We start from the raw sequence: 21,541 nt of genomic DNA, 5'->3' as shown, positions 1-21,541 counted from the left end.
AGGCCCGACATGGACTTTTTATCTGGGAGTGATGACCGTGGGTTCATATGACAAGCTATTTCGACCAGGGCTGGCGGCCCTGCTGCTGACCGTCCTGCTGGGTGCAGGCAGTCTGGCACAGGCAGACGACAGTGCCCCCAAAGGGAAGATTGAGGCGCGCAGCGAGCTGTTCGCCAAGGATCACGCCGATCAGTTCACCAGCTGGAAAGGCACCAGCGAGAGCCGCGAGCGCACCGACGCCCTGGCGGAAGATCCGCAGATGGTGGTGCTCTGGGCCGGCTACCCCTTCTCCAAGGATTACAACAAGCCGCGCGGCCACTTCTATGCGCTGACCGACGTGCGGGAAACCCTGCGTACCGGCGCCCCCAAGACCGCCGAAGACGGTCCGCTGCCCATGGCCTGCTGGAGCTGCAAAGGCCCGGACGTGGCCCGCGTCATCGACGAGAAGGGTGAGGATGGCTACTTCAAGGGGATGTGGGCAAAAGGCGGACCGGAAATCGTCAACACCATCGGCTGCGCCGACTGCCACGACACCGCCTCGAAAGAGTTCAAGGAGGGCAAGCCCGCCCTGCACCTCTCCCGTCCCTATGCCGACCGGGCCATGACCGCCATCGGCAAGCCGTTCAAGGAGCAGGGACGCTTCGATCAGCAGTCTCAGGTGTGCGGCCAGTGCCACGTGGAGTACTACTTCAGCGGCCCCACCAAGGCGGTGAAATTCCCCTGGGACAAGGGCACCACAGTGGAGCAGATGGAGCAGTATTACGATGAAATAGGCTTTGCCGACTGGACCCATGCCCTCTCCAAGACCCCCATGCTCAAAGCCCAGCACCCCGAGTACGAGACCTGGCGCGCCGGCATTCACGGCCAGAACAACGTCGCCTGCGTCGACTGCCACATGCCCAAGGTGCAGAACGAGCAAGGCAAGGTCTACACCGACCACAAGGTAGGCAACCCCTTCGATCGCTTCGACCAGACCTGCCGCAACTGCCACACCCAGAGCAAGGAGATGCTGCAAGGGGTGGTCAAGCAGCGCAAGGACGCCGTCACCGAGATCAAGCTCAAAGTCGAGAAGCAGCTGGTGCACGCCCACTTTGAAGCCAAGGCCGCCTGGGATGCCGGCGCCACCGAGGCCGAGATGAAGGACATTCTGCAGGACATCCGTCACGCCCAATGGCGCTGGGACTTCTCCATCGCCTCCCACGGGGTGCAGATGCACGCCCCGGAAGTGGCGCTACGCATGCTGGGAACCGCCCTGGACAAAGCCGCCGATGCTCGCACCAAGCTGGCACGCCTGCTGGCCGCCAAGGGGATCAGCCACCAGATCGCCATTCCTGACATCTCCAGCAAGGAGAAGGCCCAGGCCGCTCTTGGCATGGACATGCAGCAGATGAACAGCTACAAGGCCCAGTTCCTCAAGACCACTGTCCCCGCCTGGGATGCCGAGGCCAAAGCGGCCGGACGGCTCGCACAATGACGAGGCATGCGGGCCTGCAGTGTCGGGCCCGCAGCCGGATGGAGGCTTCCTATGGGTGATTTAACAATGGATTTCTTACGACTGATGCTGATGGCAGCCATGCTGCTGACCAGCCTGCAGGGCCAGGCGGCCGATGCGGCAACCGCCCCGGCACCGACTACACATGAAGTGGAATTTCTGCGCAGTGCCGACAAGGCCTGCACCGACTGCCACAAGGAGCAGGTCGAAGGCATGCACGGCAAGCATGGCCAGGCAACCAACCCCAACAACCTGGCGCCGGTCACCTGCACCAACTGCCACGGTCAACCCTCCCCCCAGCACCGGGAAGGGGTCAAGGATGTGATGCGCTTTAGCGACAGCTTCAATGACAAGCAAAGCGGCTTGGCAGAGAAGCAGAGTACCGAGAGCTACCCCATCGCCGAGCAGAACGGGGTCTGCATGAGCTGTCACGAGCCCAAAGTGCTGCGCGAGGCGCTCTGGGCCCACGACGTGCACGCCACCAAGCTCACCTGCACCAGCTGCCACCAGCTGCACCCGGCCAAGGAGCCCATGGTGGCGATTCCGGAGAAGTCCCGCATCAAGCTCTGCGTCGACTGCCACAGCAAGCAGCATGAGGTCGTCAAGGCGGCCAAGGCGAACACCACCTCGGGCAAGGAGGCACCATGAGCTGCTCTCGCCGTCACTTCATGGCGGGGATGAGTGCGGGGGCCCTCATCATGATGACAGGGCCGACTCGCTCCCTTGCCACCCCCCTCGCCCACAGCCAGACCATCGACGGAGTACGCTTTGGCATGCTCCACGACGAGACGGCCTGTATCGGCTGTAGCGCCTGCATGGATGCCTGCCGGGAGGTGAATCAGGTGCCAGAGGGGGTCTCGCGCCTCGAGATCATCCGCTCCGGCCCCATCGGCACCTTCCCCGATGCCGAGTACCACTTCTTTCGCAAATCCTGCCAGCACTGCGACAACGCTCCCTGCGTACACGTCTGCCCGACCGGTGCCTCCCATATCCGCAAGGAGGATGGCATCGTCGACGTCAACCCGGATCTTTGCGTCGGCTGCATGTACTGTCTGGCCGCCTGCCCCTATCAGGTGCGCTTTATCAACCCTGTGACCAAGGTTGCCGACAAGTGCGACTTTTGCCGCAAGACCAACCTGGCGGCGGGCAAGGAGCCGGCCTGCGTGGAATCCTGCCCCACCAAGGCGCTGGTGTTCGGCAATCTGGATGATCCGGACAGCCCCATCGCCAAACGGCTGGTGAAGGAGACCACCTATCGCTACAAGCAGGCTCTCGGCACCTCGCCCAAGATGTACCGCGTGCCCAAAGGGGAGATAAAGTCATGACGATGCAAGAGGCGTTTCACTTCTCCTCGCTGGTGTGGGACTGGCCCATCGCCATCTATCTCTTTCTGCTCGGCATCTCCGCCGGGGCCACCACCCTCTCGGTGCTGCTGCGCCGCAAGGGGGCTGGCAGCGAGAGCGGCATCATCAAGGCGACCGCCATTCTGGCGCCGGTGAGCGTGGTGCTGGGGTTACTGATCCTCATCTTCCACCTGGCCCGCCCCTGGACCTTCTGGAAGCTGATGTTCCACTACCAGTTCGACTCCGTGATGTCGATGGGGGTCATGCTGTTCCAGGTCTACATGGCGGTGCTGTTCGCCTGGCTGGCGGTGGTGTTTCGGACCGAGATCGAGACCTTGCGCCGTCACCTGCTGCAAGAGAAGTTCGCCTTTGTGGATGGTCTGATTGGCTGGCTTGCCCGCATCGAGCGGCTGCTGGCGCCGCTCTTGCTGATGCTCGCCGTGCTCTTGGGGGCCTACACCGGCTTTCTGCTGTCGGCGCTCAAGACCTATCCGCTCTTGAACAACCCGGTGCTACCGGTGCTGTTCCTTATCTCCGGCGTCAGCTCCGGCATCGCTTCCACCATCTTGCTGGCGGTCACCCTGTTCAAGGAGAACCATCACAGCCAGGGGGTGAGCTTTGTCCACCGCTTCGAGCGGCCGGTGCTGGCGGTGGAGGTGTTGCTGCTGGTCTGCTTCTTTACCGGCCTCTACTTCGGCGGCGGCCAGAAGGAGGCAGCCATGTGGGCCGCCATCGGCAGCGGCTTCTGGGCTCAGGTATTCTGGCTCGGGGTGGTGGGCATCGGTATGCTGCTGCCCCAGTTGCTGGCCCTACTGGCCCCGGCGCCACTGCGGGCCAAAAACGGCTATCTGGTACTGGTCTGCAGCCTGACCCTGGTGGGGATCCTGCTGCTGCGCTACTTCGTGCTCTACGCCGGCCAGATGACGGTAGTTTAAAGGTATGATCACCAGCGCCAGCCACCCTCGGGTGACTGGCGCTGGTTTGTTGCTGGCCCAATGAATTTCTGGTGATGCCACACCCGTTGCTTGGCAATGTGTTCCCCCAAAGGGAGACGACGCGGCGTGTGTGGCATGACATGAATGACATCAAAAATTGATCCTGGAGGTTGTGTGCTGGCAGAGCTCGGCTATCTCTCACTGTTGCTGGCGACCGGGCTCGCCCTGCTGCAAGGGCTGCTGCCCTGGCTGGGATTGCGGCTCGCCTCACGGCCGCTGCTGGGCTGCGCAACACCGCTGGCCCTCCTGGTCGCGCTCCTGCTCGGGGCAGCCCTGCTGCTGCTCGCCAGCTGTTTTGGCCAAGATGACTTCACCCTGGTCTATGTGGCCCAGCACGCCAACAGCGCCCTGCCCCTTGGCTTCAAGCTGGCGGCCGTGTGGGGCGGCCACGAGGGCTCCATGCTCTTCTTCGTCTTTGCGCTGGGGCTGTGGGGCGCTCTGGTAGCTCTTTGCTCCAGGCGGGTCGATCCGCTGATCCGCACCCGGGTATTGGCCATCATGGGGCTGATCGTCGGGCTGTTCGGCCTCTATACCCTGATCTTCTCCAGCCCGTTTGACCGCCAGTTCCCGGGACCGCTGGAGGGGCGCGATCTCAACCCCATGCTGCAGGATATCGGCCTCATCATCCACCCGCCCCTGCTCTATCTCGGTTACGTCGGCTTTGCGGTCAACTTCGCCTTCGCCATGGCGGCGCTGCACTCGGGTCGGCTCGATGGCGCCGTGGCCCACTGGAGCCGCCCCTGGGCGCTCGGCTCCTGGGTCTTTCTCACCGCCGGCATCGTGCTGGGTTCCTGGTGGGCCTATTACGAGCTCGGCTGGGGCGGCTGGTGGTTCTGGGATCCGGTAGAAAACGCCTCCCTCTTGCCCTGGCTGCTCGGCACCGCCCTGCTGCACGCCCTGGTGGTGTGCGAGAAGCGCGGGGCTTACGGCCACGCCGTGCTGCTGCTCTCCATCTTTACCTTTTCGCTCAGCCTGCTCGGCACCTTCGTGGTGCGCTCCGGGGTGCTCACCTCGGTACACGCCTTTGCGGTGGACCCCAGCCGCGGCCTCACCCTCTTGTTGCTGCTCGGTTTGCTATTGACCTGCGCCCTCACCCTGTTTGCTCTGCGGGCGGACATTCGCGCTCCCTATGCCCGCTTTGGCTTGCTGTCAAAAGAGGGGCTGCTCGGCGCCGCCATCCTGCTGCTTTGCGTGGCCTGCGCCAGCGTGCTGCTCGGCACCTTCTACCCCATGGTGTTCCAGTCGCTTCATCTGGGTTCGCTCTCGGTGGGCGCCCCCTATTTCAATACCATCTTCGTGCCGCTAGCCCTCTGCCTGATGACGCTGATGACCCAGCTGCCGCGCCTGCGCTGGCAGCATCTGGCAGCCCAGCGCCGCATCAAGGTGCTGCACCCATGCCTGTTCGGCCTGCTGGGAGGAGCCTTGCTGAGCCTCGCCTATCCCGAGCCGCTGCGGGCAAGCTGGCTGGGGCTTGCGGCCAACGTGCTGAGCCTCTGGCTGATGGCCAGCCTGCTGCTCCCGCTCTTGCAACCGACGTCGCGGCGCGAGCTCACCCTCAATCGGTTCGGTAGCCTGCTGGCCCATCTCGGGGTAGCGGTGTGTGCCCTAGGCATCGCGCAGGTGAGTCACCACAGTCAGGAGGGGGGCGCCGTACTCGCCGCAGGCCAGCCCTATCGGCTCGGCGCCTTCGAGTTTCGCTATGAGGGGAGCGAGCCGATCATCGGCCCCAACTACACCGCCGAGCGCATCACTCTCAGCGTGCATAAGAGCGGTAAAGAGGTGGCACGGCTGACGCCGGAGCGGCGCCACTACAGCGTGCGCACCATGAACATGAACGAACCGGGCATCGCGTGGGGAATGCTCGGCGATCTCTACGTGGTGCTTGGCGAGAAGATGGGACCCGGCGCCTATGCCATGCGGCTGCACTACAAGCCGCTGGTGCGCTGGATCTGGCTCGGTGGCCTGTTGATGATGACGGGCGGCGCCCTGCGTCTGCTCGCCCGCCGGCCGCTGCTGGCCCCTCGCCACAGCTCGGCAAGCTCGCCCCGCCCCCTGCTCAATCAGGAGCCATCATGAACGCCCGTCTGCGCCTGTTCGTGCCGCTCGTGCTCACCCTGGGGCTCGGTGCCCTGCTCTGGCTCGGCCTTGGCAACAACCCCTACAGCCAGGATGAGGCCGTCGCAGGGCGCACTCTGCCAGCCTGGCAGAGTGACGATCTGCTTGGCGGTGCCCCCATCCACACCGCGGCGCTCAAGGGGGAGCCCTTCGTGCTCAACGTCTGGGCCAGCTGGTGCCCCAACTGCCGCGCCGAGCATCCGCTGCTGGGTGAGCTGGCCAGCGCCGTGCCCCTCTATGGCCTCAACTACCGGGACAAGGTAGATGCCGCCCGCGCCTGGCTCACCGAGGCGGGCAACCCCTATCGCGCCGTGCTGGCCGACCCTGACGGCAAACTTGCCCTTGAGCTCGGCGTATACGGCACGCCGGAGACCTATCTCTTTGCCGGCGACGGCACCCTGCTGACCCGCCACACGGGTGAGCTCACACGGGAAGTCTGGCAACGCCAGTTTGCCCCCCTGCTTGCAAAGGCCCGCAGCAACACCGCTCGCCAGCCCGACGTGGAGAAAGAAGTGCGGGAGAGCAAGCCATGAGCCGTCTCTGCTACGCCCTGATCGCGCCACTCTTGCTGGCCTTGAGCCTCGGGGCCCTTGCCAGCGGGGTCGACACCTATGAGTTTCGCCATCCCGAGCGGCAGACCCGCGCTCAGGAGCTGGCCCGCGCCCTGCGCTGCCCCCAGTGTCAGAACCAGAACCTGGTGGAGTCCAACTCCCCCATCGCCCGGGATCTGCGGCTCGAGGTCTACCGCTGGGTGGACGAGGGGCAGTCTGATGAGCAGGTGATCGCCCGCATGACGGAACGCTTCGGCGATTTCGTGCGCTACGATCCCCCCTTCAAGCGCAGCACGGCGCTGCTGTGGGGCGGCCCCGCCCTCTTGCTGTTGCTGGCCCTCAATCGCCTGCGCAGGAGCCTGCATCGCCGGCAACCGGCGCGGGTGCCGCTTGTCGGCGACAGAGCCGAGGGGGTGCTCGCCCACGACCCCAGGGCCGAACTGAACCGGCTGATCATGGCCGAGCAGCAGGCGGGGCTTGCCCCCCACAGCCGCCTCTACCGGGAGCTGGAGCTGGCCCGCCTCGCCAACGCCACCCCACTTGCCGAACAGGCCCTGCGCGAGCGGCTGGCCAAGGACCGCACCGCCCGTCCGCTGCCCTGGCTGCGCTCCTGGATGCTGCTTGGGGGCCTGCTGCTGGCGCTGATGGCCGGTATTTATGCCGGCACCGGCCGCTATCAGGCATGGCAGGCTTATCAGTCGCGCCCCGATCCGCTGGCGGGATTGAGCCCGCGGGATCTGCAGGACAAGGAGCTGGGCGCCCTGCACCAGCGCCTGCAAGCCAACCCCACCGATCTCGACGACTGGGCGGCGCTCGGTCAGCTCTATCTCTATCGGGACGAGTACGACAATGCCCTGCTCGCCTACCAGCGCCTCGCTCTGCAAGAAGGGGGCGCCAGCGCGGCGACCCAGGCCGCCCAGGCCACCGTGATCTACTATCAGGCGGGCCAGCAGCTGACCCCGGAGGCAACCCGCCTGCTTGATAGCGCGCTCAAGCAGGACAAAGGCGAGGTGAGCGCCCTGATGCTGCTTGCCTCTGATCACTTCCTGCACGGCCGCTACAGCCAGGCCATCGCCCTCTGGCAGCAGTTGCTGGACGAGGAGCGCCCTCGCATCAACCGGACCGCGCTGATCGAGGCCATTCAGACCGCGCGGATGATGGGAGGATGACGCGGGGCAAAACGGCGATAATGCAGCGGACCATCTTCCCTGCCGGGCGCCGTTTTTATCGCCATGGTCGCCATTAACGACCCCTTCATCATCCCAAGGCGCCGAAAGGTGCAAAAAGAGTCGTCATCTAGCCCCTCGCCAGCATATAGTGCGCCCCCGTAGTGGCGTGTCTGCCATGGCTTGACAGGCCTCTATGACTCCCTTTATCGGGCCCAATAGCCCCGATGTGGGGGATTTCAAGGTGCGCTGGCCCATAAAATGGAAATATCCGGCCACCAGACGTTGTGAAGCGTCAATTACCGTCATATAACTTAGCCAAATGTCCCTGTGAGTCGTAGTAGAGTCAAATCATGAACCTTCGTCCTTTTCTTCCCTTGCTGCTCGGCGCCTTCCTCCTTCCCGCCAGCATGGAAAGCGCCCATGCCAACCCGTTTTCTGCGACCTCTTCTTCCACCAACAGCCTGCTCGAACCCCGCAGCAACCTGCCGCTGAGATCCGATGCCTACGTGGTCGTCAACCCGAAAACCGGCGAGACACTGGCAGAGCGCAACGCCAACCGGGTGATGTCCATCGCCTCCATCACCAAGCTGATGACAGCGCTGGTGGTACTGGATGGCAATCAGCGCCTCAACGAGACCCTCACCGTCACCATGGATGACGTGGACAGACTCAAGGGCACGGGGTCGCGCCTCGCGGTGGGCTCGCGCCTGAGCCGCGCCGACATGCTGCACATCGCACTGATGTCCTCTGAAAACCGCGCCGCCTCCGCCTTGGGACGGCACTACCCGGGTGGCCGCAAAGCCTTTATCGAGGCAATGAATGCCAAGGCCCGCATGCTCGGCATGTGGAGCACCCATTTCGCCGACAGCACCGGGCTCAACCCCCGCAACGTCTCCACCGCACACGATCTCGCCAAACTGGCTGCCGCCGCATCCACCTACCCGCTGATCCGCCAGTACACCGCCTCCGAGCAGCGTCTGGTACGCAACGGCAAGCGCCAGTTGCACTACCTCAACTCCAACCGCCTGGTACGGGAAGGAAGCTGGCCCATTCTGGTCTCCAAGACCGGTTATATCCGCGAGGCGGGGCGCTGCCTGGTCATGGGAACCCGGGTCAACAACGAGCCCGTGGTCATGGTGCTGCTTCACGCCAACACCACGGATGAACGGGTCGCCGATGCCAGAAAGATCAAGAGCTGGCTGGAAACCTCGGGCCGCATGACCCTGACGGCGCAGTCCACTCCCCAGCCCAGGCTCTTCAGCAGCCAGTAACGGCTACGAGAACAAGGGCCCCCGAACCGGCAGGTGCGGGGGCCTTTTTCATGAGTGGCAATCCCCCCTATTGCCTCTTTCTGCTCTCCCAGTGATCCCGACCGTATGGTGCTTCGTTAAGGAGGCAGAGAGAAACCAAGGGCATCAACAGGGCCGCCACATGCACCTCAAACCCCATCTTCCCGAGAAGATCTGTCCCGCCTGCCAACGTCCTTTTGCCTGGCGGCGCAAGTGGGCCCGCTGCTGGCAGGAAGTGCGTTATTGCAGCGAACGCTGCCGTCGTCGGAAGGAGCACCCCTGATGGAGCTGCGCCTCATTCTCGGGGATCAACTGAACGCAGGTCACAGCTGGTTTCGCACGCCGGATGCCGCTGTTTGCTACCTGATGGCGGAGCTGCGCCAGGAGACGGACTACTGCCGCCACCATCGCCAGAAGGTGCTCGCCTTCTTTGCCGCCATGCGCGCCTTCGCCGCCGCCCTCACCAAGGCGGGCCACCGGGTCTGCTACCTGACTCTCGATGAGAGCGCCACCTGGCCCGATTTGCCGAGCTTGCTGGCGGCCCAGCTCGAAGCGCATCAGGCCCAGAGCTTTGCCTGGCAGAGCCCGGACGAGTGGCGCCTTGCAAGCCAGCTGACCCAGTGGGCCTCAGGCCTTGCCATCCCGACCGCTGAGGTGGACAGCGAACATTTTCTCACCCCCCGCGATGGCTGGCGACGCTACCCCCACAGCCGGATGGAGTTCTTCTACCGCGCCCTGCGAAAGCAGTACCGGGTGTTGCTCGATGAGCGCGGCCAACCCCTTGGGGGGCGCTGGAACTTCGATACCGAGAATCGCGCCAAATTGCCGGCGAGCCAACCCATCCCGGCGCCCCTCACCTTTGCCAACGAGGTGAGCGACATCGATGCCATGCTGACCCGCCACGGCGTCGCCACCATTGGCAGTGCCGATGCCGACGCCCTGCCCTGGCCCGTCACCCGGCGCCAGAGCCGCGCACTGCTTGAACACTTCCTTGCACACTGCCTGCCCCACTTCGGCCGCTATCAGGACGCCCTGAGCGAGCGGGGCTGGAGCCTGTTCCACAGCCGCCTGTCGTTTTCCATGAACAGCAAGATGCTCCATCCCCTAGAGGTGATCCGCGCTGCGCAAGCTCACTGGCAGGCCAATCAGGCCACCATTTCCCTGGCGCAGGTGGAGGGGTTCATCCGCCAGATCCTCGGCTGGCGCGAGTTTGTCCGCGCCCTCTACTGGGAAAAGATGCCCGAGTATCGGCGCACCAACTTTCTCGGGGCCGAGCGACCCCTGCCCGGTTTTTTCTGGAATGGAGAAACCAGCATGGCCTGCGTGCGTCACGCCATTCGACAGTCTCTGGAGCACGCCTATGCCCACCATATCCAGCGGCTGATGGTGACCGGCAACTTCGCCCTGCTGGCGGGGATCCACCCTGACGAGGTGGATACCTGGTATCTGGGCATCTATGTGGACGCCATCGAGTGGGTGGAGCTGCCCAACACCCGCGGCATGAGCCAGTTTGCCGATGGCGGCCTGATGGGCAGCAAGCCCTACGCCAGCAGCGGCGCCTATCTCGAGCGGATGGGCCACTACTGCAAGGGGTGTCACTATCAGGTGAAGGCCCGCAGCGGGCCGGACAGCTGCCCCTTCAACAGCCTCTATTGGCACTTTCTTTGGCGCAACCGGGACAAACTTGGCAACAACCCTCGCCTCGCCCTGCCCTATGCCAACTGGAATGGCCAAACCACAGAACAGCAGCAAGCCATCCTGACGACGGCAGAGCATCATCTGCTCCACCTGGAACGGCTCTGAATCGACCGGATTTCATGCCAGAAAGTGAGCAAATGACAACATTGAGAGCCAGTTAACAAAATGTGAATAGCGATAACCACCAATGACATCGACACCAGTTGAATATCCTGTGGCGGCTGATTAAGGTGGAGGCCCCAGTCAAGGAGAGACAAGATGGACATAGTGGTACTCGGTGGTGGCGTGGTCGGTGTGACCAGCGCCTGGTATCTGGCCAAGGCCGGTCACAAAGTGACCCTGCTGGAGCGGCGTGACGGGGTGGCCCTTGAAACCAGCCATGCCAACGCGGGTCAGATCTCCCCGGGTTATGCTTCCCCCTGGGCTGCCCCCGGCATTCCCCTCAAGGCCGCCAAATGGCTGCTGCAAAAGCACGCCCCCTTCACGGTGCGACCCACCTCGGACCCCTTCCAGCTGCGCTGGATGCTGAAGATGTTCGCCAACTGCACGCCGGCAGCCTATGCAGTCAACAAGGGGCGCATGGTGCGGCTGGCCGAGTACAGCCGCGACTGCATGAAGCAGTTGCGGGGCGAGCTGGCGCTCGACTACGAAGGGCGCCAGCTCGGCACCCTGCAACTGTTTCGCAGTCAGGCGCAGCTCGATGCCAGCCAGCGCGACATCTCCGTGCTCGAGGAGTACGGCGTCCCCTATCAGTCTCTGAATGCCGACGGCTGCGAGGAGGTCGAGCCCGCCCTGGCAAGGGTGCGTGGCAAGGTGGTGGGGGGCCTGCGCCTGCCGGGGGACGAGACGGGGGATTGCTTCCGCTTCACCCAAGCCCTGGCTGACGAGGCCCGCAAGCTCGGGGTGAGCTTCGTCTTCAACTGCGCCATCGACGAGGTCGAGATCGCGAAGGGACGCGCCGTAGCGGTCCGTGCCGGCGAGCAGCGCTTCCAGGCCGACGCCATCGTCTGTGCCCTCGGCAGTTATGGCACCGGCTTCCTGCGCCCCCTCGGAATTGAGCTCCCCGTCTACCCGGTCAAGGGGTACTCCCTCACCCTGCCGATGACGGATGCCGAGGGCGCCCCGCGCAGCACAGTGCTGGACGAGACCTACAAGGTCGCCATCACCCGCTTCGACGAACGGATCCGGGTGGGCGGCATGGCCGAACTCTCGGGCTTCAACCTGGCGCTCAACCCCAGACGCCACGATACCCTGGCCATGGTGGTGAGGGATCTCTTCCCCCAGGGGGGAAATCTGGAGCAGGCCACCTTCTGGACCGGGCTGCGCCCCATGACGCCGGACGGCACGCCCCTGGTGGGCCCAAGCCCCATCCCCGGGCTCTGGCTCAATACCGGCCACGGTACCCTGGGCTGGACCATGGCGGCAGGATCGGGCCAGTTGCTCAGCGATCTCATCTCGGGCAATACCCCGGATATCAGCGACGAGGGGCTCACCCTGGCCCGCTACGGCTAAGCATTGGCCACCGTCTGTGCAAGTCTGCGAAAAAAGAGGGCGTGCCTGGCACGCCCTCTTTTTTCTTGCCCCCCTGGCTATGACGACACCGGGGTCGCCTCCTCGCTCGTCAGTCCGGGTTTCAGGGCCAACGTGAAGAGCGCCGCCACCATGTCGGACTGAGTGATGATGCCCACCAGCTGCTCCCCCTCCACCACCGGCATGTGGTGCAGCCCCCCGTCGGAGAAGGCCTCCACCAGATCATAGAGAGGCTGGTAGCGCCGCGCCGTCTGCACCTCCCGGGTCATCAGATCCGCGACCTGCTGCTGTTCAAGGGCCTCCTTCGCCCTCGGCTGGTGACCCGTCCGGTCGATCATCAGGTCGTGCAGGGTGATGATGCCGACCAGCCTCTCCCCCTCATCCACCACCGGCAGCGCCTTGATCTGGTGGTGGGAGAGCAGATGCCACGCTTCCATGGCGAGCGCCTGTGGCGTCGTCACGACGAGATCCCGCGACATCACATCCTGGCAACGCACCGTCCCCACTCGCCCCCGCAGGGCATGAAGCTGGGCCTCCTGCAGCAGCTCCTGCAAATCCTGGCGGCTGATGTCCAGCAGCTCCCCGTGTTTTTGCAGGGCAAAGTCGATGTCCTGGGTGGCGAGTCGGGCACTCGGCTGGGGATCCGCCGTCTGGTGGCGATTGGGCGCCGCCTTGCCGCCATGGGGATAACGACGCCCCAGGGCGCGGTTGTAGAGCAAGCCCAGACTCAGCAGCAACAGGGAGTTGAGCAGCACCGGCAGCAGCACGTAGCCGACCCCGAGCGCCCGGATCCCCTCGCCGCCGATGACGGCGGTCAGGGCCACGGCGCCGCCGGGCGGGTGCAGGCTGCGGGTGAGGAACATGGCGGCGATGGCCAGCATCACCGCCAGGGCCGAAGCGATAGCCATGTCCGGCACCAGGCTCGCACTCAATACCCCCATCAGGGCCGACACCCCGTTGCCCACAAGGATGGACCAGGGCTGGGCCAGGGGGCTGGCCGGGGCGGCAAACAGCAGCACGGCGGAGGCCCCCATGGGGGCGATGAGCCAGTGCACCTCGAGCCCCAGCCCCCAGCGGCACAGCAAGGCGGTGCCGAGCAAGCCGATGAGGGCGCCAAGGGCGCCGTAACAACTCTCTTTGACGCTGGTATTGGTCGATACCGGCAAAAAATCCCTGAACTGCATGGTGCTCCCGCGGACGATAACATTTATTTCAAATGCGCAATTCTAGCCACTTTCCCCCGTCCCGCACCAGCACCCCGCTCCGCCATGGCCATCATCCGCACGCGTTTTCCCTTCTTAACATTGTCTTAAGAGTCCGCTGGCACCCTCTACGCCATCCCAACACTGGAGCCCAACGGTATGACTCACCTCAACGATGCCCTGCGCCGCTTCGACGGCCAACGCCGGGTCTGGACGGCGGGACTGGAGCGAACCCTGCTCGGCTGGCTTGCCAGTCGCAGCGCATTGCCGCCCTCTTCGCAGGCACCCCGCCGGATCCTGGTCATTCGCAGCACCAGCCGCATCGGCAACAACCTCTTCCTGCTGCCCTTCCTGCACCAGCTTCATCGCGCCCATCCCCACGCCGAGCTGGAGCTGGTGTGCAGCCCCGCCACCCTGCTCCCCTTCCTGGCCGATCTGCCCCTGCGGCACATTCATCAGATCCGGTTGCAGGGCAGACACCTGCCGGGCGCCCTCTCGGCACTCTCGCGTCTGCGCCGCCAGCACTACGACAGGGTCTACGTCCCCTTCGCCTCCAGTACGGATCACTTCATCGCCGCCTGGGTACAGGCCCGTGAGAAATGCGGCTTCGACGATGGCCACGGGGATCTCATCTTCCCGCGTCCGCAGGCTCCGGACAGTGAGTGCCACTACGCCCACCAGCCCCTGCAACTGCTCGGCATACCGGGCAATCCGGCCGAACCCATTCCCCTTGGCAGCCTGTTGCAGGGGCCAAGCCCGGCCTTGAGTGCGCTGCGACGAGCCCATCCTGGCCGTCCTCTGATCGGCTTTTTCACCGGCGCCCGCAAGGGCAAGGGGCTCTCCCTGCCCCAGTGGCAACGGTTGCTTGGGGATCTGCGCCGTCACAGCCCGGATGCCCTGCTGGTCCAGCTCGCGGATCCCGCCGCCCCCGAGCACCTGCTCGGGGACGTGCACGTTTCCCTTGGCAACATGGGGGAGCTGGCCCGCTTCACGGGCGGCCTCTCCCTCTTCGTCAGCGCCGACACCGGTCCCCTGCACCTGGCTGCCGCCAGCGGTGTGCCCTGTCTTGGCCTCTTTACCCAGACCGACCCCGCCCGCTACGGGTGCCTGGGCGCCCAGCACCTCAATCTGGTGATCGAGGATCGCAATGCCATCCCCCTCGACCAACAGTGGCTAACCGAGGCGCTCGCAAGCGCCCCTCACCCGGTGACGATGTCGGTTTCCCCCACCCGCTACCTACCCGCCCCCCGGCCCGCCCTGATCCCCCTCTAGGGAGCGGCCATGCAAAAAAAGAGGGAAGGCTGTCGCCTTCCCTCTCTCGTCTTGGTGACACTCACCGGGCACTCGTCCGGGTGAATGGAAGCCCTCAGGCCAGCTCGGCGCGCAGCACCCGGGTCGCATCGACCATCACCTTCAGGGCTGCGGTGGTCTCTTCCCAGCCGCGGGTCTTGAGGCCGCAGTCCGGGTTCACCCAGAGCCGGTCTGCCGGGATTTGTTGCGCGGCCTTGCGGATGAGGTCTTCAATCCAGCCCTGGCTCGGTACGTTCGGCGAGTGGATGTCGTAGACGCCCGGGCCGATCTCGTTGGGGTAGTTGAAGCGCTCGAACGCTTCGAGCAACTGCATCTGGCTGCGGCTCGTCTCGATGGTGATCACATCCGCGTCCAGCGCCGCCACCGCCTCGATGATGAGGTTGAAGTCGCTGTAACACATGTGGGTGTGGATCTGGGTGCTGTCCACCACCGGGCTTGCGCTCAGGCGGAAGGCGCGCACCGCCCAGTCGAGATAGGCCTGGTGATCCTGCTTGCGCAGGGGCAGCCCTTCGCGGATCGCCGGCTCGTCGATCTGGATGATCTTGATGCCAGCGGCTTCCAAGTCAGCCACCTCGTCGCGAATGGCCAGGCCAATCTGCAGGGCGGACTGCTCGCGGCTCACGTCTTCCCGCGGGAAGGACCAGCAGAGAATGGTCACGGGGCCGGTCAGCATGCCCTTCACCGGCTTGTCGGTCAGGCTCTGGGCAAACTTCGTCCACTCAAGGGTCATGGGGGTGGGGCGGTCGATGTCACGGGTGATCACCGGCGGCTTCACGCAGCGGGAGCCATAGCTCTGTACCCAGCCAAAGCGGGTGATGGCAAAGCCGTCCAGCAGCTCCCCGAAATACTCCACCATGTCGTTGCGCTCCGCTTCACCGTGCACCAGCACGTCGAGCCCGATGGCCTCCTGGCGCTCGATGGCGTCCTTGATCTGGGCCTGGATGCCCGCCTCGTAGGCCTGGTCATCGATGCGCCCGGCACGCCAATCCTGACGCAGCACCCGGATTTCAGAGGTCTGCGGGAAGGAGCCGATGGTGGTGGTGGGCAGGAGCGGCAGCTTCAGATCCGAGCGCTGCGCGTCGGCACGCACCGGGTAGGCGCTCTGGCGATCGAAGTCACTGTTGGTCAGGCTGGCGAGTCGTGACTGCACCGCTTTCTTGTGAACCCGGCTGTCGGACTCCCGATCCACGATGGGCTGGCTGTAAGCCTCGATTTTGTCCAAGGCGCCACCGTCCAGGTAGTCGGACAGCAGCCCCAGCTCATAGCACTTTTGCAGGGCGAAGGCGAACCAGCTGCGGGTCTGGGGATCCAGCTCGTGCTCCAGGGTCAAATCTACCGGGCTGTGCAGCAAGGAACAGGAGGAGGCCACCCAGAGGCGCTCGCCAAGCTTTTCTTTCAAGGCCTTGAGGGTCGGCGCCAGCTTGGCCAGGTTGGCACGCCAGACGTTGCGGCCGTTGATGACACCCGCCGAGAGTACCCACTGGGCCGGCAGGTGCGGGACCAGGGTCTCCAGCTGCTCGGGGGCAGCCACCAGATCCAGGTGCAGGCCGTCCACCTTCAGACTGGTGATGATGTCCCGCTGATGGGCCACGGACCCGAAGTAGGTGGTGAGCAGCAGCTTGCAGGGGCCGCTCAGGCGCTCATATGCCTTGAGGTAGGCCAGGCGCCACTCGTCCGGCAGGTCCAGCGCCAGGGCCGGCTCGTCGATTTGCACCCACTCCACCCCCTGGGCCGCCAGTTTGGCCAGGATCTCCTGGTAGACGATCAGCAGGCGATCCAGCAATTCGAGACGGGAGAAGCCGCTCTCTTTCTCCTTGCCAAGCCACAGGTAGGAGACGGGGCCCAGCAACACCGCCTTGACCGGCAGCCCAAGGGCCTTCGCCTCTTCCACCTCGTCAAAGAGCTGGCTCCAGCCCAGCTTGAAGCGCTGGTCACGGTAAAATTCCGGCACCAGGTAGTGGTAGTTGGTGTTGAACCACTTGGTCATCTCGGCAGCGGCCGCCGCCGGGCCGGTCGGCGCACGGCCACGGGCCACCCGGAACAGGGTGTCGAGGTCGGTGTCGCCGTGGCGGTGACGGGCAGGCACGGCGTCCACCAGCAGGCTGGTACCCAGCACCTGATCGTACCAGGCAAAATCCCCCACCGGCAGCAGGTTGACCCCGGCGGTACGCTGGGCCTGCCAGTGGCGCTCACGCAGGCTCTTGCCCACGGCGACCAGCTCGGCCTGGGTGGTTTCGCCACGCCAGTAGGATTCGAGGGCAAATTTTAGTTCGCGCTTGGCGCCGATACGGGGAAAGCCCAGGGTGTGTGCGCAGGTCATAGGTTCCATTCCTTATGCTCGTTTATCTGATGAGGATCTGGATTGTTTGGCCATCCAGATGTTTACACATCCAAAATGACAAGATAAGGTGACCTTGGCTATTGAATCCTCTTCAACTGGCTCTCAAGAATTTCTCAACTGACGCACAAAGGAGCAGTGCCATGGTCGCGCCCACCCCATCCAGCCCCCCTCAGAGCAGCAATCTGGGCATCGATCTCAAACACCTGAAGACCATCAGCGCCCTGGCCGAGCAAGGGTCCCTGGCCGGGGCCGCACTCACCCTCAACCTCACCCAGTCCGCCCTCTCCCACCAGCTCAAGGAGCTGGAGACCCGCCTCAATCTGGAGCTGTTTCTTCGAAAAAGCCGCCCTCTGGTGCTGACGGCGGCAGGCCAGCATCTGCTGGCCCTGGCCCGTCAGGTGCTGCCCGCCCTGGCCCAGACCGAGCGCCAGCTGTTCGCCCTGCACAGCGGCGAGGCGGGCAGGCTGCATCTGGCCCTCGATTGCCACAGCTGCATCCAGTGGCTGCTGCCGCTGTTGCCGGACTTTCGCCGCCAGTGGCCCGGCGTGGATCTGGAGGTGGAGTCGGTGCCGGGTTTCGATGCCATCAGTGCCCTGCTTGGCGGCCAGCTCGATCTGCTGCTCACCTCGGATGTGCAGGCCCGCGGGGATCTTCACTTCGAGCCGCTGTTCGCCTTCGATCTCACCCTGGTGATGGCGCCGGATCACCCCCTCTGCCAGCAGCGGCGCATCGCACCGGACGATCTGCGGCCGGAGGTGCTGCTGGTCTATCCGGTGGAGCGGGCGCGCATGGACGTGTTCAGCCGTTTCCTGCAACCGGCCGGGGTGGAGCCCGCCCGCTGCAAACCGGTGGACAACACCTCTGTCATGCTGCAGATGGCCGCCGCCGGGCTCGGGCTCGCCGCCCTGCCCCGCTGGGCCAGCGAGGAGTTCGTGCGCCAGGGCCTGCTTGAGGCGCGCCCTCTCGGGGAGGGCATTCGCCGCCACATGTATGGCGCCGTGCGCGCCGCCGACAAAGATCAGGCCTGCCTGCAGAGCCTGTTCGAGCGCATCCGCACCCGGATGGCGGCCCAGTAAGCCGGACACAAAAAAGCCGCCAGGATCAGGCGGCTTTCATCACGGGTTGCCCGCGCAGACGAAGAGTCGGGTATCAGCACTCGTCACCCCTCGCCTCACCCAGCCTTCGCGGGCAGTTGCCACACAGTTCCCCATCCCGGCGCTTGTAGTGCAGGCAGCAGCGCTGACGCACATAGCCCGGGAAGGCCTCGTCCCGGGGCAGCCCCGCCTCGCGCCAGCCCGTCAGATGTGCCGACGGCAGGCCACAGGATTCAAGCCAGAGGGGGGCATGGGCCCTCACCTCCTCCCGACTCACTTCCCCGAAGAAATCGGGTACCCGCACCAAGGCCGCCAGCAGATCGTCCGCCAGGAGCGGGCGCACGAAACCGGGGCGCAGCCGCTGCGCCGTCCCAAGGAGGGTGAACAGCCCCTGCCAGTGCGCCTGGAGTCGCTCCCCGGCCGTCTTGATCAACACGCCGGCCTCCCCTCTGATCATGGGCTCGGCCGGCAGGGTAAAGCCCGACACCACGCCGGCCTCATGCCCCTGTCCCAGCCTGTCGAGGGCAGGCACGGCCTGATGGCGATAGACGGCCACCATGGCGAGATAGATGGATTGCCAGCAGAGCATGCCCCAGCTGCGGGTGAGCCAGTAGGCGGGCCCCGCCTCCGAGTGTGCCTGCTGCCAGTGCGCATGGAGGGCTGCGGCCACCTCGGCCGACGTCGCTCCGGCGGCATCCGTCAGTGGCGGGCGCACGTCACCGACCGCCACCAGGTTCCCCTTGAGGGACGGGATCAGGCTGGCCGCCGCCGCGAACAGGGCCTGGTGATCCGAGACGAGGGCGCGTTCCGCGTCCGCTTTCTCCCGGCCAAGGCCGCGCGGCACACCGCGCGCCCTCTCCTCGCCCATTCGTTGAAAGGGCCCCGGGCGCGTGCCGGGGCGCAAGGTCAGAATGCGTATTTGAGTCGCGCCTCCACGCTTCGTTCGGCCCCGAACCAGCAGTTGTTCTGGTCGTAGCAGGAGTAGTAGGTCTTGTTGAACAGGTTGCTGGCGCCAAGCGATACCCCCACCCCCTTCAGGCTTGCGCTGAGGGCGGCGAGATCGTAGGAGGCGGACATGTCCATCAGGAGGTAGTCCGGTACCTTGTCGGTATTGGCGGCATCCATCTCGGCCTCCCCCACGTAGCGCAGGCCGGCGCCCACTCGCATCCCCTCGAGGTTGCCGCCGGGGTAGTAGTTGCTCCACAGCGACGCCATCTGTCTGGGGACCCAGACCGGCGTCTTGCCCTGCAACGTGGTGGTATCGCGCGTGATCTCCATGTCCATCAGGGTGTAGTTGAGGGCCAGATCCAGCTGGCTGGTGAGATCGGCTCTCCCCTCAAGCTCGATGCCCCTGGAGACCGTCTCCCCGGTCTGCAGCTTGGGCCCGTAGACATTGTCCGGGTCCGTCACCAGGGCATTCTTCTTGGTGATGTGGAACGCCGACAGGGTCGCCGTCTTGCTCATGTCGTCGGAGAGGAACTTGACGCCCCCTTCCCACTGATGACCGGTCGCCGGTTTGAACGCCTGACCCTGCTTGTCCGCCCCCGGCACCGGCTCGAAACTCTCGGCATAGCTCGCATAGGGGGAGAAGCCGCCATCCAGCTCATAAAGGGCGCCGACACGGAAGGAGAGGTTGTCCTGATCGATGTGGGCCAGGGACTGGCTGTCCGCCCCCTGATAGAGGGTCCGGCTGTCGGTGTCCATCCGGTAGCGGTCGTAGCGGGCGCCGCCGATGGCCACCAGCCGATCGAGGCGCACCTGATCCTGCAGATAGACGCCGGTCTGGGACTGACGGATCACCTTTTTATCCTGGTAGTTGAAAGTGAGTGCCTCTGGGACTATCTGGCTATGGTTCGGGTTGAAAATGTCGATGCTGGGCGCCGAGTAGTCGAGGGTATCCCGGTAGAGGATATGGGCATCCAGGTACTGGTAATCGACCCCGAGCAGCAGGTTGTGCTGGGCAGAGCCCGTCTGCACCTTGCCCGCCAGCTGGTTGTCGATGACAACGCCCCGGGACTCTTCATCGGTGAGATAGGCGTTGCGGGCCAGGGTGCGGTTGTCCGCCGCCAGGGCCGCGTTGTAGGTGTTGCGCTGATAGGCGGACGCATCCATGTAGCGGGCATTTTGCAGCACCTGCCAGCGCTCGTTGAAGTCGTGGCTCAGCTTGTAGCCCAGCAGGGTCACATCCCGGTTGTACTCGTTCCAGTTCTCGTCACCAAGGAAGGTGTCGCTGCCAAGCTGCCCCAGGGGGTTGGACTTGGCCGAGCCGCTGGCGGGCACAGTGGTGTAGATGCCGGCCTCGGGATCCTTCTGGTAGTAAAGGTTGAGGTTCAGCAGGGTGCGCTCGCCGAGCTGCCAGTCCAGGGACGGCGCAAAGACGTAGCGCTCCTCCTTCGAGGTCACCGCCTGGCCATCCTTCTCCCGGGCCAGTCCCACCAGCCGATAGGCAAGCTGCTCGTTGATGGCACCGGTGCTGTCGAGGGTCATCTCCTTGAGGGTGCCCGTGCCGGTCGCCACGCTCACGTTGTGCTTGCTCTCCCGCTGGGGGCGCTTGGCGATGAGGTTGACCATGCCGCCAGGGGGCATGCTGCCATAGAGCACCGATGTCGGCCCCTTGAACACCTCCAGCTGCTCGATGGCCACCGGATCTATCTGGGGTTGCAGGTTCCAGTCGTTGTACTGGAGCAGCAGGCCGTCATAGAAGTTCTGGTAGTTGTCAAAGCCACGGATGTTGAACAGATCCAGCCGGTTGACCGCCCCGCCCCGCAGCTCGGTGTTGACGCCGGGCACGTAGCGCAGCGCCTCGCTCACCGAGCTGACACCGCGCAGCGACAGGGTCTCCCCATCCACCACCGAGATGGCCTGGGGCGTCTCGATGGGGTCGAGCCGGGTCTTGGTCGCGGTGTTGCGATAGGTCTGGCCGAGCACGGTCAGGGTCTCGTCGGCGGTGGCCGTATCCTGGCTGTCGGACACGGCGGCCTGTACAGAGCCTGCAAGCAGGGTGGAGATGGTCACGGCGACCAGGGTCAAAGGGGGGTGAACAAGCTGCATCTGATCCTCGATTACTTACTGCATGTGAATAGTAACAAATATCATTTGCATTTTATTGTTCTATTTTGCCCCGATATTAACAATTTGGGGCATGTTGGCGGGGAAGCGGGAAAAGCGAGGGTGGCAGGCACGCCATCTCCTATCGGAGGCAACATGGCAACGCCGTCGAAGCTCTCAGGGAGGGCTCATCATGGCCGCCTGATGAAGGTCACCGCCTTCACTTGCATCGTCAACCGGCGAGTAACCATCACATATTCAGAACATGGCGGCATTTTAACCCCCATATTCACACTCATCAGACAAGTATGGTCGCGTTCTCCCTCCCCTTGTTGATCCTGGTCAATCGCTATTGATAAAGGA

Annotated in this window: 18 protein-coding genes; 14 read left to right on the top strand and 4 right to left on the bottom strand. The window is 64.6% G+C overall.

The genetic code is table 11. The features are described 5' to 3' along the window. Positions 1–31: 31 nt before the first annotated feature. From nrfA to H7R73_RS10785, 11 genes are all read left to right on the top strand, one after another. On the top strand, positions 32–1,474 hold the full coding sequence (gene nrfA / locus H7R73_RS10835) for an ammonia-forming nitrite reductase cytochrome c552 subunit (RefSeq protein ID WP_103261138.1): 1,443 nt from the start codon (positions 32–34) through the stop codon (positions 1,472–1,474). 51 nt (positions 1,475–1,525) lie between these two features. Then, positions 1,526–2,140, top strand: coding sequence for a cytochrome c nitrite reductase pentaheme subunit (gene nrfB / locus H7R73_RS10830; protein WP_103260244.1), 615 nt, complete (start codon positions 1,526–1,528; stop codon positions 2,138–2,140). Continuing rightward, the gene (locus tag H7R73_RS10825; protein ID WP_103260245.1) at positions 2,137–2,817 is read left to right on the top strand and encodes a 4Fe-4S dicluster domain-containing protein; all 681 of its coding nucleotides are present in this window, start codon (positions 2,137–2,139) and stop codon (positions 2,815–2,817) included. The genes nrfB and H7R73_RS10825 overlap by 4 nt, the downstream gene beginning before the upstream one ends. Beyond that, positions 2,814–3,770: a cytochrome c nitrite reductase subunit NrfD gene (nrfD, locus tag H7R73_RS10820; RefSeq protein WP_103260246.1), complete on the top strand. Its 957-nt coding sequence runs from the start codon at positions 2,814–2,816 to the stop codon at positions 3,768–3,770. The genes H7R73_RS10825 and nrfD overlap by 4 nt, the downstream gene beginning before the upstream one ends. Before the next feature lie 174 nt (positions 3,771–3,944). Then, a complete protein-coding gene (gene nrfE / locus H7R73_RS10815; protein WP_103260247.1) occupies positions 3,945–5,906 on the top strand; it encodes a heme lyase NrfEFG subunit NrfE in 1,962 nt (653 codons plus the stop codon). Then, a complete protein-coding gene (locus H7R73_RS10810; RefSeq protein WP_103260248.1) occupies positions 5,903–6,478 on the top strand; it encodes a DsbE family thiol:disulfide interchange protein in 576 nt (191 codons plus the stop codon). The genes nrfE and H7R73_RS10810 overlap by 4 nt, the downstream gene beginning before the upstream one ends. Beyond that, positions 6,475–7,665 carry a heme lyase NrfEFG subunit NrfF gene (gene nrfF / locus H7R73_RS10805; protein ID WP_103260249.1) on the top strand — a complete coding sequence of 397 codons (1,191 nt, stop codon included), beginning with the start codon at positions 6,475–6,477 and terminating at the stop codon, positions 7,663–7,665. Before H7R73_RS10810 ends, nrfF begins: the two co-directional genes overlap by 4 nt. 350 nt (positions 7,666–8,015) lie before the next feature. Continuing rightward, positions 8,016–8,936 carry a serine hydrolase gene (locus H7R73_RS10800; RefSeq protein WP_029314613.1) on the top strand — a complete coding sequence of 307 codons (921 nt, stop codon included), beginning with the start codon at positions 8,016–8,018 and terminating at the stop codon, positions 8,934–8,936. Positions 8,937–9,096: 160 nt separating this feature from the next. Further along, positions 9,097–9,237 (top strand): DUF2256 domain-containing protein, encoded by a 141-nt coding sequence (locus tag H7R73_RS10795; RefSeq protein WP_103260250.1) that lies wholly within the window; start codon positions 9,097–9,099, stop codon positions 9,235–9,237. After that, a complete protein-coding gene (locus H7R73_RS10790; RefSeq protein ID WP_103260251.1) occupies positions 9,237–10,757 on the top strand; it encodes a cryptochrome/photolyase family protein in 1,521 nt (506 codons plus the stop codon). Before H7R73_RS10795 ends, H7R73_RS10790 begins: the two co-directional genes overlap by 1 nt. A 153-nt stretch (positions 10,758–10,910) precedes the next feature. Continuing rightward, the gene (locus H7R73_RS10785) at positions 10,911–12,164 is read left to right on the top strand and encodes a D-amino acid dehydrogenase (protein ID WP_182951709.1); all 1,254 of its coding nucleotides are present in this window, start codon (positions 10,911–10,913) and stop codon (positions 12,162–12,164) included. A 77-nt stretch (positions 12,165–12,241) separates the two neighbouring features. On the opposite strand, the gene H7R73_RS10780 is transcribed toward H7R73_RS10785, so the two are convergent. Continuing rightward, positions 12,242–13,366, bottom strand: coding sequence for an HPP family protein (locus tag H7R73_RS10780; protein WP_103260252.1), 1,125 nt, complete (start codon positions 13,364–13,366; stop codon positions 12,242–12,244). Between the two features lie 177 nt (positions 13,367–13,543). Here H7R73_RS10780 and H7R73_RS10775 point away from each other — a divergent pair, with 177 nt between their 5' ends. Further along, positions 13,544–14,656, top strand: a complete 1,113-nt coding sequence (locus tag H7R73_RS10775) for a glycosyltransferase family 9 protein (RefSeq protein ID WP_103260253.1) — start codon at positions 13,544–13,546, stop codon at positions 14,654–14,656. A gap of 94 nt (positions 14,657–14,750) precedes the next feature. On the opposite strand, the gene metE is transcribed toward H7R73_RS10775, so the two are convergent. Beyond that, positions 14,751–17,015, bottom strand: a complete 2,265-nt coding sequence (gene metE, locus H7R73_RS10770) for a 5-methyltetrahydropteroyltriglutamate--homocysteine S-methyltransferase (RefSeq protein ID WP_182951708.1) — start codon at positions 17,013–17,015, stop codon at positions 14,751–14,753. A gap of 161 nt (positions 17,016–17,176) precedes the next feature. Between metE and H7R73_RS10765 the strand changes: the two genes are divergently transcribed. Continuing rightward, complete coding sequence (locus tag H7R73_RS10765; protein WP_103260255.1) at positions 17,177–18,112, top strand: LysR substrate-binding domain-containing protein; 936 nt, start codon at positions 17,177–17,179, stop codon at positions 18,110–18,112. Positions 18,113–18,185: 73 nt separating this feature from the next. On the opposite strand, the gene H7R73_RS10760 is transcribed toward H7R73_RS10765, so the two are convergent. Next, a complete protein-coding gene (locus H7R73_RS10760) occupies positions 18,186–18,998 on the bottom strand; it encodes a siderophore ferric iron reductase (RefSeq protein WP_182951707.1) in 813 nt (270 codons plus the stop codon). Between the two features lie 38 nt (positions 18,999–19,036). After that, a complete protein-coding gene (locus tag H7R73_RS10755; protein ID WP_103260257.1) occupies positions 19,037–21,181 on the bottom strand; it encodes a TonB-dependent siderophore receptor in 2,145 nt (714 codons plus the stop codon). On the opposite strand from H7R73_RS10755, the gene H7R73_RS10750 reads away from it, so the two are divergent. Then, positions 21,167–21,514, top strand: a complete 348-nt coding sequence (locus H7R73_RS10750) for a hypothetical protein (protein WP_158657326.1) — start codon at positions 21,167–21,169, stop codon at positions 21,512–21,514. The genes H7R73_RS10755 and H7R73_RS10750 overlap by 15 nt on opposite strands. Positions 21,515–21,541: the final 27 nt, after the last annotated feature.

The sequence above is a fragment of the Aeromonas sp. WP2-W18-CRE-05 genome (assembly GCF_014168615.1).
Classification (GTDB): domain Bacteria; phylum Pseudomonadota; class Gammaproteobacteria; order Enterobacterales; family Aeromonadaceae; genus Aeromonas; species Aeromonas caviae.
This window is presented reverse-complemented; position numbering and strand designations above follow the sequence as displayed.